Source organism: Bacillus altaicus (genome assembly GCF_042136375.2).
Taxonomy (GTDB): Bacteria; Bacillota; Bacilli; order Bacillales; family Bacillaceae_G; genus Bacillus_A; species Bacillus_A cereus_U.
The window spans coordinates 4,744,393-4,761,489 of record NZ_CM143394.1; the positions used below are offsets into that span (position 1 = coordinate 4,744,393).

Sequence of the window (17,097 nt, forward strand, 5' to 3'; positions counted from 1 at the left end):
TAGGAGCTATTTTTTATTTATCTCTAAAGTACAAATTTTGTAGTTTATAATGACCATTTCCCTTCTACTTATACAATACGATTAAAACATTTACTGAAACATCTTTATTAAAACAGCTAACATAACAGATCCAGCAAATCCACCTAAACAAATTAAACTTACTCCTTGGCTATAAGACAAATTTTGAAATGATTTCATACCTTCCATCCTCCCTATATCCCCTTTGATATTCTTATTTTATCAATGGAAAAAATTTCATAACATCGATTTCACTGACAACTAACTTACAAATTTGTAAGTTAACAATTTCCCTCTAAACTTATATCTAGTATGGCCATAATCTCCCCCTCTATACATCAAAAAAGACCTCGAATTATATCAAGGTCTCGCTTACAATACAGACTATCTCACTCAATTTATTTTATAATCATAATCGGGCATTTCACACGCTTTGCTATTTTATGACTTACACTACCAAGCACCATCTCTTGCAGTGTATTTAGCCCTCTACTCCCAGCAATAACAAGATCTATATCTCCTGTATTTACATATTGAACAATCGTATCTCCTGGATCGCCATGTAGAATCGTAATTTTGTAGGAAATGTTCTCTTTCTTTAATAAACCCTCAATCTCTTTTAATTTATCTTTTCGACTAGCTGATATTGTTTCTAAATCCGTTTGTCCTTGTATAATATCTGATTTTGCCGTTCTATTATCTACTACGTACACAACTTCAACATGTGTTTCTTCGTTAAATTTCGCAATATATGTTGCATGCTCGGCTGCTCGAAGTGCATGTTCAGAACCATCACATGCTAATAAAATTTGTTTGTACATATGCTGAATCCCCTTTTCGTTATCCTACTCGTATTATATAATAAAGCCCCCTAAAAAGGAGGCTTCTAACTAGCAATTCTCTTATTATAAGTAGCTAGATTTGAAACAATCTTCGAGCTACGTTCATTTAACCCTGTGATCCTTACTTTCACACCATTCTGTTCATACTTCATGATAACTTTATCAATTGCCGCTACTGCTGAATCATCCCATACGTGTGCATGAGTAAAGTTCATCTCAATTTCTTTCACATCTTCATTGTATGAAAAAGCATTTATATACTCTGCCGTAGATGCGAAGAATAGTTGGCCGTGAATTTCATATATTTTCTTATTTTCAATATACAAATGTTTCACGTGAATCTTTGCCATATTGAATGCAAATAAAACCGCACTAATTATCGTTCCGATAATTACACCTAATCCTAAATTATGTGTGATTAGGACAATCACAACTGTTACGATCATAACAAATGCGTTTCCTTTTGGTACTTTATGAATTGTTGCTACAGAGTTCCAATCAAACGTCCCAATCGAAACCATAATCATAACAGCAACTAAAGCAGCCATCGGAATATGAACAACGTAATCCCCTAAAACAAATAGCAATACGATTAAAAAGCCACCGGCTACAAACGTCGATAATCTCCCGCGACCACCTGATTTAATATTAATAACAGATTGTCCAATCATTGCACATCCTGCCATTCCTCCGAAGAAACCAGCGACAATATTTGCAATACCTTGCCCACGTGCTTCCTTATGTTTATTACTTTCCGTATGTGTCATATCGTCTAAAACCGAAGCTGTTAATAATGACTCTAGTAACCCGATAATTGCAAGCATAACTGAGTACGGTAAAATAATACGTAATGTCTCAAGTGTAAACGGTACATCAGGAATACTAAAGAACGGTAATTCTTTCGGTAAGCTTCCCATATCCCCTACTGTTTTCAACTGTAATCCGCTCATAAGTGCAATACTTGTCACAATAATAATTGAAATCAGTGTAGACGGTACAGCCTTCGTAATACGTGGAAATAAATATATAATTGCAAGTCCTAATGCGACAAGTGCATACATTTGCCAAGTTGCATTTTTAAAATGCGGCAATTGTGCTGTAAAAACTAAAATTCCAAGTGAATTTAAAAAACCACTCATAACGGATTTAGGAACAAACTTCATAAATGAACTCAGTTTGAACAAGCCAAAAATAATTTGAACAATACCTGTTACTATTGTCACAGCAAATAAATATTGCAAACCATGATCTTTAACGAGTGTCACCATTAATAATGCCATCGCACCCGTTGCCGCCGAGATCATCCCAGGTCTTCCGCCAACAAATGAGATTGTAACCGCAATACAAAAGGCCGCGTACAATCCAACCGTCGGATCTACACCTGCAATAACAGAAAAAGCTATCGCTTCAGGAATTAATGCTAAAGCAACAACAATCCCCGATAGCACGTCCCCTCTCACATTTGAGAACCATTCATTTTTTATAGTTTGAAACAAAGTAACACTCCTCTACTCTTTTATCATTTGATTTTCTCCGTAAGAAAATCAGGGCCGACTGCACGAAGGCTATTATATAACGAGTAGAAGATTTTGTGCTACGTAAAAGTTTCCTAAAGAAAAGACGCTACCTTAGCAGCGTCTTTTCTCATTTCATTAATGTCCACCATGACCTTGACCACTTTCCTGAACAATTTCTAACCTCTCATCCAATATACCTTGTGTTTCAAATGAAATATCACTAGTACTTCCTAATAGGAAACCATGGTTATACGGTCCAAGTGTTGGATCATCTTTAAACTTCGGCTGAATAGTAGCAAGGAAGTCATAAACTGGTTGTGAAGCTCTTCCTTCCTCAAGCAAAACAACAGGGGCATGTTTACCCATATGTGAAAACGGTGCTCCCGCAATTGCTAAGTCTGGTGTTTTACTCGAAACAAACGACAAACCGTGACCAGGTTTTGTGAACCCCCAGCCAAATTTCGTTTTTTCATCTTTAAATTTCGCAAACGCAATCGAATTTTCTGTTGGGGTCTCTCCACTAATCCGTGTTACTTTTCCGTATTTATTTAACTCTTTTTCTACTTCTTTTGAAATGATTTTCTCTGGTCCTAACACATATATATTCGCTTTATTTTTTCTTACCTTTAATGCCTCTATTGTCGCTTCTGGCACCTTATCCTTTTCTACATATAAAAGTGGTTCTGGCATATGAGAAATCCAATTTACAGCTGGTGTTGTATATAAACGTCCTTCTTCTTCAGACGAACCGATAATAACGCTATTTGGATAATCTCCTGCTATAGTGGCATATTCTTTATCGACATCTTTAGCAAATTTAGCTGGGTCCGTTTCTTTTATTTGCTTTACTTTATATTCTTTTAATTGCTCAAGGGTAGATGCACCTACATCCCCCATCACCATAATTTGCGTTCCATCTTTCGTTCCGGGCGGATTTAATCTTTTTATTTCTTTTAATGTCATTTCGGGTACCGCTTCTTTTTCTATAAATAAAATTGGTCCGTTATTCGGATGATGAATAAGTTCTGCACTTGCAATACCTAATTGCCACTCGCTTACTGGCACTAAAATAACAGCACCTGGCTGATTCTCTTTATGCGTTGCTGGCCATATTGTTTGCGAAGTTAATACTGCCATTTGCAGAGGATCATTTGTGTTTAATCTCGTTACATTTTTTAAACTTGTCGTTAATAAATCATCTGATGCCCCGGCATTCATTTCTTTCGGCGCAGTTACCTCCTGATTCATTTTCATTTCCTTTTGCTCTGTTTTCTTCTCTTTTGTAGATTCATGATTTTTATGATCTGTGTTCGTTTGTCCACACGCCGCAAGACCAGCTACCGTAATTATTGTTATCCCAAGAATTCGGGTCATCTTTTTCACTATATCGCCTCCGTATTAATCGTTTTCGAGCCAATATTATTACCTAAAATGGAATTTCAACTTTACAATAACAAGCAATTCTGAAGAAATTATGCAGATGCATTATAATCTGCACCATTTCTTCATGATTTTGCATTACACTTTAAGTAACGACTACAAATACGGAGGGCTCTCTATGATCAATATACTACTCGTAGATGATGAACCGAGAATGCTTGAATTATTAACGCTTTATCTTACTCCAATCGGATATAACTGCGTATGTGCAGTATCCGGAGAAGAAGCTATTTCACATATAGAAAATCGAAACTTCAAATTTGTTTTACTCGATATTATGATGCCAAAGATGGACGGGTGGGAAACGTGCAAAAAAATTCGATCATTTAGTAACGTTCCTATCATTATGGTAACTGCTCGTGATCAAACGGTAGATGTCGTTCAGGGATTAAAACTTGGAGCAGATGATTACGTGACGAAACCTTTCCATGAAAAGGAGCTTTTCGCCAGAATTGAAGCTGTTTTAAGGCGAACAAATCAACACGCGCAAATCCAATATCACGGTATTTTATGGGATGAGGCCAAGCATTTCATTTCTGTCTATAATGAAGAACTTCTTCTCACACCAATCGAATTCTCTTTACTCGGATTATTTTTACGTCATGTGAACTACGTATTAAGCCGCGATCAGCTCATTGAACGAATTTGGGGATTGAATACAAATACAGAAGATAGAACAGTCGATTCACATATTCGTAATTTACGTGATAAATTACGAAAAGTAAATTTCCCTATTGATCACCATTTAAAAACTGTTTACGGAGTAGGGTATCGATGGATTGATATTGAAAACTAAGGAGCAAAGCGATGAAGCGAATTTCTATTCAACTCGGATTTTATTTTCTAATTGTTACACTTTTAATCGAAAGTGTTCTATTTGTCTTGCTCTATTATAGCCTTGTAAACAATAGAGTAAATGAAGAAATGACTGCTTTATTAAAGCGCGGAAATAGTCACCGAGATGTCCTTGAAAAATATTTTGATAAGCAAACAATCTCCCATGTTGCTTTAATGGAATCCGAAGCTGAAACAACTGTTATTATTACAAATGCAAATAAGGAAGTACTAGCTAAATCCAATGAAATAAATACTACTATAAAAAACCATATTGAAGGAATGCAAACACGAACAGATCATGATGGAGCGATTATAGAGAATCATTGGAAAACATCTAATTATATATGTACAGTGAGTCCAATTGTAGTAGCAGGAAAAACGGAAGGCTATGTATATATGTTTCTCGGAACGGAATCAATCGAAGAAATGGTTAACGGGCTAACAAGACAATTCATTATCGCCGGAGTCATTACTTTTCTATTAACAGCCATCACCATTTTTCTATTATCACGTTTGTTAACAAAGCCATTGTTACACATGAAACAAGCGACTGAAAAAATGAGTAAGGGCGATTTATCCGTTTCATTAACAACTACTCGAAATGACGAAATTGGTGAACTAGCATCATCTATTCAAACGCTCGCAAATGATTTACATTATATGAAAACAGAGCGAAGTGAATTTCTAGCAAGTGTTGCTCACGAATTACGAACACCATTAACGTACGTAAGAGGTTATGCTGACATTGCATTAAAAGAAAGCACACCTCCTGAGCAACGTTTACAATACTTATCCATTATAAAAGACGAGTCTGATTATATTACAAACTTAGTTCAAGATTTATTTTCACTCGCTCAAATGGAAAAGCATAACTTTTTCATTCAAGTAAAGGAAGTGCATTTACACACCTTCCTTACTCGCATGACCGAAAAAGTAAACGCGATGTATAAGGAAAGACACATTAAAGTTTCTTTCACTTGTCCTCCTTCACTGTTAGTAAACTTGGATGAACAGCGATTCGAACAAGTTGTAGTGAACATTTTAAATAACGCTTATAGGCACTCAAAGGAACATTCTTATATAAATATTTCTGTTACAGAAGAACATAAACGTATTTCCATTACAATTGAAGATGAAGGCGAAGGTATTCCGCCTGAAGACCTCCCTCACATTTTCGACCGCTTTTATCGAGTTGATAAAGCGCGCTCTAGAGCTACAGGAGGTACTGGTTTAGGGCTCTCCATCGTAAAAGAAATTGTAGAACTACACGGCGGAAATATTACTGTCACAAGTGAAATTGATCACGGATCTTGCTTTACAATTTCATTGCCGTCTATATAAAGTGAGAAGCTTTAATCAGCCCGCACCAATCGGGCGTTTACGGGCAGTTGATCTCCCACCTAACTTCTTTGCTCCACCTGAATTTTGAGGTGGGAGTTTTACTACCCACAAATAGTGGGGTAAAAACACGACTATACATCAATAGTCGTGTTTTCTTATCCTTTAGGACTTTACTTTATAATATAGATTTACAAATTGCCCAAAACGTTTTGTATCCGTTAAAGTTAAATTAATTTCCGGATTCTTTGCTTTAAATAACGGAATACCAGAACCTAATATGTGAGGTGTAATCGTAACAACATATTCATCAATTAGATTATTCCTAAAAAACCCTCTCAGTAGACTCCCTCCACCGACCATCCATATTTTAGATCCTTCCTGCTCTTTTAACGTTTTTATAAACTCCACTACATCTTCATTTACAAACTCTACATGTTCATTTGAACCTTTTTCAGAATTAGAAAAAACATAACATTTCTTATCTAAGTACGGGAATGGTTCCATATTCTCTATCACATAATCATACGTTCTCTTTCCCATGATTATCGTATCAATTGATTCATACATCTCTGTATAACCGTTGTCGTCTTCTCCTTCTGTTTCGATTAACCACTCTAAATCATCGTCTTCTTTCGCGATAAATCCATCCAAACTAGCTGCAATAAATAAAACAACTTCACGTGACATATCTTTTCCTCCTTACAGCTTCTATTGATAAAACCATCTTATAAGCACTATACTAACCATAAAACATGACAACTTATGTCATGTTAAAAAAGAAAAAGGTGATATCCTTGTCAAAAGCAAAACGTTTACTAGACATTCTTATATTTGCTTCTGCGAAAAGAAAATTTACAGCTCAAGAAATATCTGATGAGTTCAATATATCCGTTCGTACTGTCCATAGATATATTTTAGATTTAAGTGATATGGGATTACCCATTTACGCTGAACAAGGTCGTAACGGAGGATATAAAGTATTAACGAATAAAGTAATTCCCCCTATTTTATTTACCGAGGAAGAAGCAGTATCTATCTTTTTTGCATTTCAATCTTTAAGCTACTACCGTAATTTACCTTTTAATACAGAAATCAAGTCCGTTACTCATAAACTATATGGCTCTCTACAAAATGATGCGAAAGCTAAAGTTGATAAAATACGTTCTTATATCGCTTTTTGGAATCCGAAGAGAGCAATTGAGACACCATTTTTAAAAGAAGTGTTAACCGCGGCTATTGAAAATAAAAATTTACACTTTCAATACGAATCTAAATCTGGAATAAAAACAAAACATGTTCATCCTATCGGTGTATATGCTCACGACGGTTTATGGTATTTGCCATCCTATGACTTTAGTATTAAAAAAGTATTACTATATCGTATCGATCGTATTATTTCTATATTATCCACGGAAGAAAATGAAGATACATTCATGAATTTAGAGGAATGGTTTGCCTCTAACTCTCACGTAGTAAACATTCCTACTCAGTTACATGTGTTATTAACGGCAGAAGGCGTGCGCCAATGTAAAAGCGTTCCTTACCTTGAGGAATTTGTGGTAATAAACGAAGATGGGACAGGATATATACATTCAACAATTGATAAAGGAGAAATTAATTTTATTACGCCTTTATTTTATAGGCTTGGAAAAGAGGCACGAGTTTTAGAACCGAAAGAATTAATAGATGGTTTACGTATACGTGCGAAAGAAGTTTTACATATGTATGGAGACGAAAAAAGCTGCTAAATATAAGCAGCTTTTTAGTCTAGTTGTTCCTATTATGTTTACTATTGTCGAATATCGAACCACCAACGATTTTTCGCATTCATATTCTCAGTGCCACCAAACCCACTGTAATGGAAAGCATCAAGGAAGATTGAATCTAGTTTATCCTCATCTACAAAATAACCTAAGTTAACTTTCATCGTTTGTCCTGGTGAGATACTGCCAATATTGTAAAAGCCTTTTCCATCTCCGTGAGGTTCTAAATAATCAACTTCGCCCGTCATAATATTTTTTTCCGCAATTCCATCTCTTTCAGCGTAATTCCATGCATTACCTTCAGATTTAAGCAACTTTATGGATGGATGCATATAGATTTCTTCTGTCGACTTTTTACCTATATTTTTCACTGTTGTTGTTAAGTAAACAAATTTAGGATTAACTAATTTTGATTCTACTAATTTATCAATTGAATCTTTACCATTTCCAACTTTATATTCATCCCGTCTGTATGGTAGCAATTCTCCTATCTGATTTAAAGCCTTATTCTTGCTTAGTATTTCTAATCCAAGTTCATTAAAGTTTTCTTGTTTAAAATCTTTGATTGAATCGAAGACTTCAACTTTTTCTATAACATATTCAATTTGGCTGTTATCCATGATTATGGTTACTGGAACCTTTTGCCCTATATTAAATAGTCGTTTACTATCTTTTTTCAAAGGAATAACGCTAGTTTTTTTAGGTTCATCTGCTTTGCTAGAACGATTTTCATCATAATCTACTATATGTGATGCGTTTTCTTTTGACGTAGGCTCAAGTGAAATGTTCCCTAACACATCCATCATTTGTTCTTCGTTTACATCGGATCCAATATAACTTTCTAACATAATCCCTTCTTTCTCAAAAAAGAGAAAGACCTTCCTGTCAAACATTACATTGTTGTTTCCCGTTTCTTTATGGACAATTACTGCCTTCCTACCATTTATCTCTTTTTCTTCGTAACTTTTCGAGTACAGAGTTTGAAAATCTGTATTTTCCCCTACTCTCCGAAGAGCGAATGAAAATCCCCCCTTTGCATAGTTATCTTTAAAGGAATATTTCATAGCCGAGTCATCAATTGCTTCCATATTTTCTGGTAATTTACCAACTTTCAACTTATACCACTTATCAATATTTTTCGATTCCTTATTTGTTACTGAAACATTTACTTCGTAATTTTGTTTTTGGACAATCATATTATAGACTTTCACTGCACCAAAAACGGTTGTCGGCATGCCAATCAATAAGCAGGTAGCAGCGATTAACATACGATGTCTTTTACGCTTTTTCTGTGGTTGTCCACCCTTCAGCTTCATTTCCTCCATAAACAATTTCTTTTTGCGCGTATATGTATCTGAAAATTCATGTTGGTCATCCAGTTTATCAAAATCGTCTAAAGCAATTTTTTCAGCAAGGTCATACATTTCTTTGGAGTTCTTTGAATTCGTCATCTTGTATACCTCCTATAATATTTTGCACTCGTTTTCGAGCACGCTCAAATTGCTTGCGGACATTAGCCTCAGTTATCCCCATTACATTTGAAATTTCTTGATACGTTAAGTTATAGAAGACCTTGTACTTAAAAATTTGTCTGTTAGATTCATTTAACGCTTCTAGCAATGTATCAATTTGAACCTCAGACATTAAACGCTGTTCCCACTCTTCAATGTTTTCATCTGCTACTTCTGTTGATTCTCTTTGATATTCTTCTAAAAATATTTCATGGCGTTTATTTTTCCGGTAGCTATCAATCGCTTTGTTTTTCGCAATTCGCAAAATGTAGCGTTTAAGCTCTTGATTATTCAAGTTATGGAGCTTTTCCAAATTCTGATAAAGAGTAATGAACGTCTCTTGAACTGCATCTTCAGCCTGTTGAATATTATTTAAAATAGAATAAGCTACATAATAAGTTTTTTGTTCATACAACTCGTATAGCTCTTCCATCTTTTCATAATCTTTGTTTGTAAATTTCATATAATTCCTCCTCTCACTCTATATAACGAATGAACGATATATTTTGTGACACTGAAGACATGAATGTAGCAGACTTTAATAGATAAAATCGAATAATAGAATAAAAAAAGCCCAGTTTCTCTATTTTAACTGAGAAATTGAGCTTTTTAATATTAGAATTTTCCTGACTGCCCCATTAAGAACAACCCTCTTACGCCTTTTCAGTATGCAGTATTTGCTCTATCGCTTCTTTTAACAAACTCTTTGTTTCTTCAAAGTTATGATTCTGCTTCTCTCCCGGTTGTACCGTATAAAACTCAGCAAACGAACGCTCTTTATATCTCGGTACGACATGCATATGGTAATGCGTTAACTCGTTAAAGATTCCACCATTTTGACAAATTGTAATTCCATCAGGTTGATATAATGCCTTAATCGCTTTTGCAATAAGCTTAGAAGCATCCATAATTGATTTTGCTACAACATCATCTAATTCATCTACTTCTAAAACATGCTGCTTCGGCACAATTAAAGTATGTCCTGGGTAGAAGGGCACATGATCTAAAAAACACGTTACATACTCATCTTCATATACTCTATATATTTTTTCTTCTTCATTTGCTAATTTACAACCTAAACATTCCATCATGCTTCCCCCTCTGCTAAAAACATAAAAACGTGAGCGCCCTATTCTCACGTTTTTATGTTTCACTTTATTAATTCAATTGTTTCCGTAACTTTTATACTATCTTTTACAGATTGAACAATCGTACAATTCTTTACTGCAAGTTGCAGTGCCTTGTCTAATTGCTCTTCTGTAATGTTTTGCGCTTTAATTTTATAGTGCAAATGAACACTTTCAACTGGTTTTGATAGAGCTTCACTTCTACCAATTTCAGTTTCAATTGTAAACGTATCGTATGTAATGCGTTTCTTTTCTAAAATCGTTCGAAAAACAATTGCACTACACCCTGCAATAGAAGAAACGAGTAATTGTAACGGTGAATACCCGTTTTCTTTCCCTATCGCCAATGAACCATACGATAAATCTGCCTCTATATCATCATGCTTAATTTTTATTTTCATACTTTGCTTCCATCTCCACTTTCATCGGTTTCTTCCGCTTCTTACTCATATAATAATATATGTAGCAGAAAATGATAAATGGAATACCACAATATAACGCCATTCGTTGTTCTGGAATAAACGCTAAACTAATAACAACGATACTATTTGTAATTAAAGCTAAAATTGGAACAAGCGGGTATAGTGGTGTTCTATACTTTAAGTCCTCTAATTTTCCTCCGCCTTTTAAATACTGACTTCTAAAGCGAAGTTGTGATAAAGCAATAATGATCCAACTTGAAACAGCAGATAAACCAGCTATAGATAATAAGTACATATATACTGTATCTTCTGCAAGGAAACTTGTTAATAAAGATAACGCCGCAACAGCAATCGTTACGACTAGCGCTGTAATCGGAATACCACGTTTATTTACTTTCTTGAAAGAATTTGGTGCCATTCCTTCATTTGCAAGTGACCATAGTATACGCGTTGCTGCATATAATCCTGAGTTCGCTACAGATAATAAAGCGGTAATAATAACGAAGTTCATAATATCAGCTGCATATGGAATACCGATTTTATCAAATACAACTACAAATGGGCTTTCAATTATCCCTGCTTCTTTCCAAGAAATTAACCCTACTAAAATTGTCATTGTTAAAATGAAGAATAACATAATGCGCCATACTGTATTACGAATTGCGCGTGGAATTGTTTTTTCAGGATTCTGACTCTCTCCTGCTGCAATCCCGATTAACTCTGTTCCTTGGAAGGAAAAGTTAACTGTAATCATCGTAAGAAGCACTGCAGCTAGTCCATTTGGGAATAGTCCGCCATCACTTACAAAGTTAGAGAAAAGAGGCGCTGCTTCTTTTCCGTCGTATGGTAAAAATCCTAATAATGCGCTACCACCAAGTAGAATGAATGCAATAATTGTAACTACTTTAATACTAGAGAACCAAAACTCTAATTCAGCATAACTCTTCGCTGATATTGCATTTGAAGCATATAAAATAACTCCGAATACGAGACACCATACCCAAACATCCACATTCGGAAACCATCTTTTCATCATTAAACCGATCGATGTTAATTCTAATCCTACTGTTACTGCCCATCCAATCCAGTATAGCCAACCGATCATAAACCCAGTTCCTGGTCCAATAAACTTCGTCGCATACTTTTGGAAAGACCCTGAAACTGGCATTGCTACCGTTAGCTCTCCAAGACAAAGCATTGTTAAATACATAATAAATCCGCCCACTAAATATGAAAGGATGGCTCCCCCTGGCCCAGCCTGATTAATGGTATAACCTGAACCTAGAAAAAAACCAGTTCCGATTACACCACCTAGTGCGATCATAAATAAATGTCTACTCTTCATCGTACGATGTAATTGCTCATTCGTTGTTTGCTGCATCTTAATCCTCCCCTACAAGTACCCCTATATCTTGTTAAAATTTTCTGATAATAAAAATATACACGAAAGCGGTTACAATTTCTATATAAAATTAAAACTTTTCTGATAAAACAATATAAAAATTCAACTATTAAGAGCTTACAATACTAATTTGAGGTAAAAAAGGATTTATAAGGAAAAAACTCTTACATTTTTTGTAAGAGTTAACGTATTTCTAATCTTCTAGATAAAATTGATAAACCGTAGTTTACAACAAAATACATACAGGCTGCTAGTATAAATGTCGGAATCATATAATTTACATTCTGCCCGCTAATAATTTGAGCATTATGCATAAGCTCTGGCAATGATATAACAACCGCTAATGACGTATCCTTTAACAATGAAATAAATTGACTAACAAGCGGCGGAACCATTCTTCTAAGTGCTTGCGGTAAAATAATGTGCCAAAGCGTTTGGACATATGTTAATCCTGAAGAGCGCGCCGCTTCAATTTGTCCTTTGTCGATAGATAATAAGCCACTTCTAACAATTTCAGATATCATTGCTGCTTCAAATATCGTTAAAGCAACAATTGCGGCTGTTATAATTTCTAACTTCAAACCTGCCTCTGGAAGTGCAAAATACGTAAAAAATATAATTAAAAGAAGTGGTAAATTTCGAATAACTTCAACGATAAAGCCTAGTATTGGTGAGATGACGGGTATTTTTGTATAGCGCAAAGTTCCTATTATACTACCGATAATAAAACTAAGGACAATCGCTACAAGAGCGACTTCTAGCGTGATAAGCAATCCTTTTAATAAAAAGAGTATATGATCTCCTGTAATAGCACCTTGAAAATCCATTTACACCCCCTCCTTTGCCAAGCGTCTTTCCAAATAACGCACTAGCATACTTAGCGGAATTGTTAATACTAAATAAAACATCCCGACAAATATATATACATCAAACGTAACGAATGTCTTCGTCGAAATTAAGTCTCCTTGATACATTAAATCCGTTCCAGCAATAATTCCGAGTATTGAAGAGTTTTTTACTAAATTGAGAAATTGATTTCCTAGAGGAGGAATGACGATTTTCATCGCTTGAGGTAAGACGACATGATACATCGCTTGCGTATAAGTTAATCCTGAAGAACGTGCTGCTTCCATTTGACCTTTCGCGACTGATAAAATACCAGCACGAATTACTTCCGCAATAAAAGCCGCTGTATAAACTGTAAGCGCAACTGTCCCTGCTACAAAACCGTTGAAAGTAATTCCTATTACAGGAAAAGCAAAATAGAAAATGAATGCAATTAATACGAGTGGAATATTTCTAACAAACTCTACATAGGCAGAGCCAATCCAATTCAAAATACGAATAGGTGAAATTCGCATCACTGCCATAACAATTCCTAAAACAAAACTTCCTATTAGCGCAACTACACTAGACATTACCGTATATTTAAATCCTTCTAAATACATATCAATATTATTCGTCAAAATAGAAAAATCAGGCACATATTCTCCCCTCTTTCTTTATAAGAAGAGGATGAGCATACCTCATCCTCTCACTCTTACTATTTGTCCCAATTGGTATAGGCTGCTAATCATCAGTAGGAGATAACCCTTCCCCACTTATTAAAGTTTCACTCTATTTTTCTTGCTTTTGACCGATCCATTTTCCATACAATTTATCGTATTCCCCATTCGCTTTCATATCTTTTAATAAACTATTAATCTCTTTCGTTAAATCGTTTGCACCTTTTCGCACTGCAATTCCATACGGTTCATCCGTGAAAATTTTCCCTACAACTTCATAATTAGAATCTTGTTTTGCCATTCCATAAAGAATCGCATTATCTGTCGTTAAAACATCGCCTTTACCCGCTTTTAACGCTGTAAATGCCTCACTATAATTCTCAAACTCTAATACTGTTGCTTCTGGTGATTTTTGACGGATGTTATTTGTTGACGTTGAGCCTTTTACAGCCAATACTTTAACGCCTTGTTTCACATCATCAATACTTTTAATATTGCTTCCTTTTTTCACAAGTAACGATTGTCCCGCTTTAAAATATACATCTGAAAAATCTACTTCTTTTTTACGCTCTTCCGTAATTGTCATTGTCGCAATAATGGCATCAATATCACCATTTTTCAGCATTGGAATACGTGTTTTAGACGTTACTTCTTTCAGCTCTAGTTTCTTTTCATCACCAAGAATTTTTTTCGCAAGCGCCTTCGCGATATCAATATCGAATCCTTCTACCTGCCCTGTTGAAGGGTTTTTCAATCCAAATAAATTCGTATCATTTTTCACTCCGACTACTAATTTCCCGCGCTTCTTAATTTGTTCAACAACTCCGCCTTGTTTCGTATTTGTTTCTTTCGCCTCGTCTTTTTTACCCCCGCATCCAGCAACAATAAGCACGAATAAACATGAGAATACGATTAGAGTAAACAACTTTTTCATTTTAAGCATGAAATTCCTCCTTTAATGATTTAACACTCGGCTTAAAAATAGACGAGCTCTTTCTTGTTCAGGATTTGCAAAAAATTGTGCTGGTGTTGTATCTTCGATAATTTGACCGTCATCCATAAATAAAATCCTATCTGCTACCTCACGTGCAAATCCCATCTCGTGTGTGACGACAACCATCGTCATTCCTTCTTTAGCCAGCGCTTTCATAACATCAAGCACTTCTCCAATCATCTCTGGATCAAGAGCAGACGTAGGCTCATCAAATAGCATAATTTCCGGTTGCATCGCGAGCCCCCTAGCAATCGCCACCCTTTGCTGTTGTCCACCAGATAGTTGATGTGGATATACACCTGCTTTCTCCGGGATTCCCACTTTCTCTAAATAAAACATCGCTGTTTGCTCCGCTTTTTCTTTGGAAACTTTATTTACTTTAATCGGTGCTAGTGTAATATTTTGAAGCACTGTTTTATGCGGGTATAAATAAAAGTGTTGAAAGACCATCCCAATATTTCGGCGCAATTCATTCATATTTGTTTTCGCATTGTGTACTTCTGTATTTTGTACAATTAATTCTCCATCGGTAATTACCTCCAATTGATTTATACACCGAAGCAACGTGCTTTTTCCTGATCCCGAAGGGCCAACTACTACTACCACTTCACCTTTTTTCACTTGTACATTAATATTTTTCAAAACTTGAAAGTTACCGTAATATTTATTAACTTTACGAAACTCAATCAACATACTCCCTCCTTCCCCTAACAAAGCATGTACATTCTTTTTATATTCAAAAATAGGCGAAAAAATAACTTTCATCTACATTTTGTCCATAAAAAAAGCAAAGGGATTTCCCTTTGCTCTCTCATTCCTATTCTATTAAGATACTTCTTCTTTTTTATCTTTCCCGTATTCATGCTCCCAGAAATCTGCATTTTTAATTCCTAACGACTGCGGATCGAATACTGGATCTTTTCCTTCTTTTTTCTGCTTTTCATAATCCTTTAATGCGATCAATGCCGGTTTTTGTAATAATAAAATCGCAATAATGTTAACCCATGCCATAATTCCTACACCAATATCTCCTAAAGCCCATGCTGTTTCTGCTGTTTTTACACAACCGTAGAATACAACTCCTAAGAATACAAACTTTAGTACGATAGACATCCAAGGGCGGTCTTTATCACGGTTTAAGTAAGCTATATTCGTTTCTGCAATGTAGTAATAAGCCATAATTGTTGTAAATGCGAAAAATAGTAGAGAGATTGCGACGAAACCGTTTCCAAATCCAGGGAAAACAGATTCTACCGCTGCCTGTGTATAACCAGGACCTGGCTGTGCACCATTTAATTTATTGACGATAAAGTTTTTTCCGCTTGCATCAAATACGTTATACATGCCTGTAATAATCATCATAAATGCTGTTGCTGAACAAACAAATAATGTATCAATGTAAACGGAAAATGCTTGTACTAACCCTTGTTTAGCTGGATGCGATACTTCAGCAGCTGCCGCTGCATGAGCCCCAGTTCCTTGCCCTGCTTCATTTGAATAAATACCACGTTTTACACCCCAAGAAATTGCTAAACCAATAATCCCGCCAAAAGCTGCTTCTAATGCAAATGCACTTTTTAAAATTAACATGAAAGCGTCTGGTAATTTTTCAATATTCATAGCTACAATTACACAAGCTACTAAAATATAACCAAGTGCCATAAACGGCACTACAACTTGCGCTACGTTAACAATTCGCTTAACTCCACCAAATATAATAAGTGCTAATGCCGCTACTAATACCGCTCCTGATACGGAAGTATTAATACCAAAAGCTGTTTCTAAACTTACAGCAATACTATTCGCTTGAACACCTGGAAGCAGCATCCCCGTCGCAAGAATTGTCGCTGCAACGAACACTAATGCGTACCATTTAACACCTAGTCCTTTTTCAATGTAATAAGCAGGTCCACCGCGGAATTGCCCTTGATGCTTCGTCTTATATATTTGTGCAAGCGTCGATTCTACATATGCAGAACCAGCTCCTAGAAAGGCTACCGCCCACATCCAAAATACAGCCCCTGGACCACCAAAGGCAACAGCCGTTGCAACACCGGCAATATTTCCCGTTCCAACGCGCCCTGACAACGAAAGTGCTAACGCTTGGAATGAAGAAACACCCGCATCAGACTTTTCCCCTTGAAATGTAAGCTTCACCATTTCTCCTACATGTCTTACTTGTAAAAACCTCGTTCGAATGGAAAAATATAAGCCTACTCCTAAACATAAATAGACAAGTGCGGGACTCCAAACAATATTATTTATCCAACTTACGATAGCTTCCAATTTTCCCCCTCCTCTTTTATAAAGAATATTCAGAATATATATAAAATTATAAGTGTATACCGAATCTATAACAATATTATTTTAATAAAGTA

At 35.6% G+C, this 17,097-nt stretch carries 18 protein-coding genes; 3 read left to right on the plus strand and 15 right to left on the minus strand.

The genetic code is table 11. The features are described from left to right. Positions 1-90: 90 nt before the first annotated feature. The 4 genes from ACE38F_RS24600 to ACE38F_RS24615 all read right to left on the minus strand — a co-directional run bounded on the left by ACE38F_RS24600 (position 91) and on the right by ACE38F_RS24615 (position 3,760). Positions 91-198, minus strand: a complete 108-nt coding sequence (locus ACE38F_RS24600) for a DUF4027 family protein (RefSeq protein WP_131231982.1) — start codon at positions 196-198, stop codon at positions 91-93. 218 nt (positions 199-416) lie between these two features. Continuing rightward, complete coding sequence (locus ACE38F_RS24605; protein ID WP_002114109.1) at positions 417-839, minus strand: universal stress protein; 423 nt, start codon at positions 837-839, stop codon at positions 417-419. Positions 840-904: 65 nt separating this feature from the next. Continuing rightward, a complete protein-coding gene (locus tag ACE38F_RS24610; RefSeq protein WP_375370811.1) occupies positions 905-2,356 on the minus strand; it encodes a SulP family inorganic anion transporter in 1,452 nt (483 codons plus the stop codon). A gap of 156 nt (positions 2,357-2,512) precedes the next feature. Continuing rightward, complete coding sequence (locus ACE38F_RS24615; RefSeq protein WP_375370810.1) at positions 2,513-3,760, minus strand: cell wall-binding repeat-containing protein; 1,248 nt, start codon at positions 3,758-3,760, stop codon at positions 2,513-2,515. Positions 3,761-3,935: 175 nt separating this feature from the next. On the opposite strand from ACE38F_RS24615, the gene ACE38F_RS24620 reads away from it, so the two are divergent. Next, complete coding sequence (locus ACE38F_RS24620; protein ID WP_215555237.1) at positions 3,936-4,613, plus strand: response regulator transcription factor; 678 nt, start codon at positions 3,936-3,938, stop codon at positions 4,611-4,613. Between the two features lie 11 nt (positions 4,614-4,624). Beyond that, on the plus strand, positions 4,625-5,995 hold the full coding sequence (locus ACE38F_RS24625) for a sensor histidine kinase (protein ID WP_375370809.1): 1,371 nt from the start codon (positions 4,625-4,627) through the stop codon (positions 5,993-5,995). Positions 5,996-6,157: 162 nt separating this feature from the next. Here the strand turns inward: ACE38F_RS24625 and ACE38F_RS24630 are convergent, their stop codons facing one another. Next, positions 6,158-6,682, minus strand: coding sequence for a dihydrofolate reductase family protein (locus tag ACE38F_RS24630; RefSeq protein ID WP_375370808.1), 525 nt, complete (start codon positions 6,680-6,682; stop codon positions 6,158-6,160). Between the two features lie 65 nt (positions 6,683-6,747). Between ACE38F_RS24630 and ACE38F_RS24635 the strand changes: the two genes are divergently transcribed. After that, entirely contained in the window at positions 6,748-7,743 is a 996-nt protein-coding gene (locus ACE38F_RS24635) for a helix-turn-helix transcriptional regulator (protein WP_375370807.1), read from the plus strand. Positions 7,744-7,784: 41 nt separating this feature from the next. Here the strand turns inward: ACE38F_RS24635 and ACE38F_RS24640 are convergent, their stop codons facing one another. From ACE38F_RS24640 to ACE38F_RS24685, 10 genes are all read right to left on the minus strand, one after another. Further along, positions 7,785-9,209: a DUF4367 domain-containing protein gene (locus ACE38F_RS24640; protein ID WP_375370806.1), complete on the minus strand. Its 1,425-nt coding sequence runs from the start codon at positions 9,207-9,209 to the stop codon at positions 7,785-7,787. Then, positions 9,175-9,732 carry an RNA polymerase sigma factor gene (locus tag ACE38F_RS24645; RefSeq protein WP_375370805.1) on the minus strand — a complete coding sequence of 186 codons (558 nt, stop codon included), beginning with the start codon at positions 9,730-9,732 and terminating at the stop codon, positions 9,175-9,177. The genes ACE38F_RS24640 and ACE38F_RS24645 overlap by 35 nt, the downstream gene beginning before the upstream one ends. Before the next feature lie 190 nt (positions 9,733-9,922). Then, positions 9,923-10,408, minus strand: coding sequence for an HIT family protein (locus ACE38F_RS24650; RefSeq protein ID WP_375370804.1), 486 nt, complete (start codon positions 10,406-10,408; stop codon positions 9,923-9,925). An 11-nt stretch (positions 10,409-10,419) separates the two neighbouring features. Beyond that, positions 10,420-10,797, minus strand: coding sequence for an OsmC family protein (locus ACE38F_RS24655; protein ID WP_002159300.1), 378 nt, complete (start codon positions 10,795-10,797; stop codon positions 10,420-10,422). Beyond that, a complete protein-coding gene (locus ACE38F_RS24660; RefSeq protein WP_375370803.1) occupies positions 10,781-12,199 on the minus strand; it encodes an amino acid permease in 1,419 nt (472 codons plus the stop codon). The genes ACE38F_RS24655 and ACE38F_RS24660 overlap by 17 nt, the downstream gene beginning before the upstream one ends. A gap of 203 nt (positions 12,200-12,402) precedes the next feature. Then, entirely contained in the window at positions 12,403-13,047 is a 645-nt protein-coding gene (locus tag ACE38F_RS24665) for an amino acid ABC transporter permease (RefSeq protein WP_375370802.1), read from the minus strand. Then, complete coding sequence (locus ACE38F_RS24670; RefSeq protein WP_002159303.1) at positions 13,048-13,704, minus strand: amino acid ABC transporter permease; 657 nt, start codon at positions 13,702-13,704, stop codon at positions 13,048-13,050. A gap of 133 nt (positions 13,705-13,837) precedes the next feature. Then, on the minus strand, positions 13,838-14,668 hold the full coding sequence (gene glnH, locus ACE38F_RS24675) for a glutamine ABC transporter substrate-binding protein GlnH (RefSeq protein ID WP_002159304.1): 831 nt from the start codon (positions 14,666-14,668) through the stop codon (positions 13,838-13,840). A 12-nt stretch (positions 14,669-14,680) separates the two neighbouring features. Beyond that, entirely contained in the window at positions 14,681-15,484 is an 804-nt protein-coding gene (locus ACE38F_RS24680) for an amino acid ABC transporter ATP-binding protein (protein WP_375370801.1), read from the minus strand. Positions 15,485-15,544: 60 nt separating this feature from the next. After that, a complete protein-coding gene (locus ACE38F_RS24685) occupies positions 15,545-17,005 on the minus strand; it encodes an alanine/glycine:cation symporter family protein (protein WP_033714297.1) in 1,461 nt (486 codons plus the stop codon). Positions 17,006-17,097 lie beyond the last annotated feature (92 nt).

Bases quoted from the DNA above. Each gene is read 5' to 3' on its own strand.
- ACE38F_RS24620 (WP_215555237.1), top strand. From the start codon at position 3,936: ATGATCAATATACTACTCGTAGATGATGAACCGAGAATGCTTGAATTA.
- ACE38F_RS24665 (WP_375370802.1), bottom strand. From the start codon at position 13,047: ATGGATTTTCAAGGTGCTATTACAGGAGATCATATACTCTTTTTATTA.
- ACE38F_RS24600 (WP_131231982.1), bottom strand. From the start codon at position 198: ATGAAATCATTTCAAAATTTGTCTTATAGCCAAGGAGTAAGTTTAATT.
- ACE38F_RS24625 (WP_375370809.1), top strand. From the start codon at position 4,625: ATGAAGCGAATTTCTATTCAACTCGGATTTTATTTTCTAATTGTTACA.
- ACE38F_RS24645 (WP_375370805.1), bottom strand. From the start codon at position 9,732: ATGAAATTTACAAACAAAGATTATGAAAAGATGGAAGAGCTATACGAG.
- ACE38F_RS24680 (WP_375370801.1), bottom strand. From the start codon at position 15,484: ATGAAAGTTATTTTTTCGCCTATTTTTGAATATAAAAAGAATGTACAT.
- glnH (WP_002159304.1), bottom strand. From the start codon at position 14,668: ATGCTTAAAATGAAAAAGTTGTTTACTCTAATCGTATTCTCATGTTTA.
- ACE38F_RS24640 (WP_375370806.1), bottom strand. From the start codon at position 9,209: ATGACGAATTCAAAGAACTCCAAAGAAATGTATGACCTTGCTGAAAAA.
- ACE38F_RS24605 (WP_002114109.1), bottom strand. From the start codon at position 839: ATGTACAAACAAATTTTATTAGCATGTGATGGTTCTGAACATGCACTT.
- ACE38F_RS24655 (WP_002159300.1), bottom strand. From the start codon at position 10,797: ATGAAAATAAAAATTAAGCATGATGATATAGAGGCAGATTTATCGTAT.
- ACE38F_RS24630 (WP_375370808.1), bottom strand. From the start codon at position 6,682: ATGTCACGTGAAGTTGTTTTATTTATTGCAGCTAGTTTGGATGGATTT.
- ACE38F_RS24660 (WP_375370803.1), bottom strand. From the start codon at position 12,199: ATGCAGCAAACAACGAATGAGCAATTACATCGTACGATGAAGAGTAGA.
- ACE38F_RS24635 (WP_375370807.1), top strand. From the start codon at position 6,748: ATGACAACTTATGTCATGTTAAAAAAGAAAAAGGTGATATCCTTGTCA.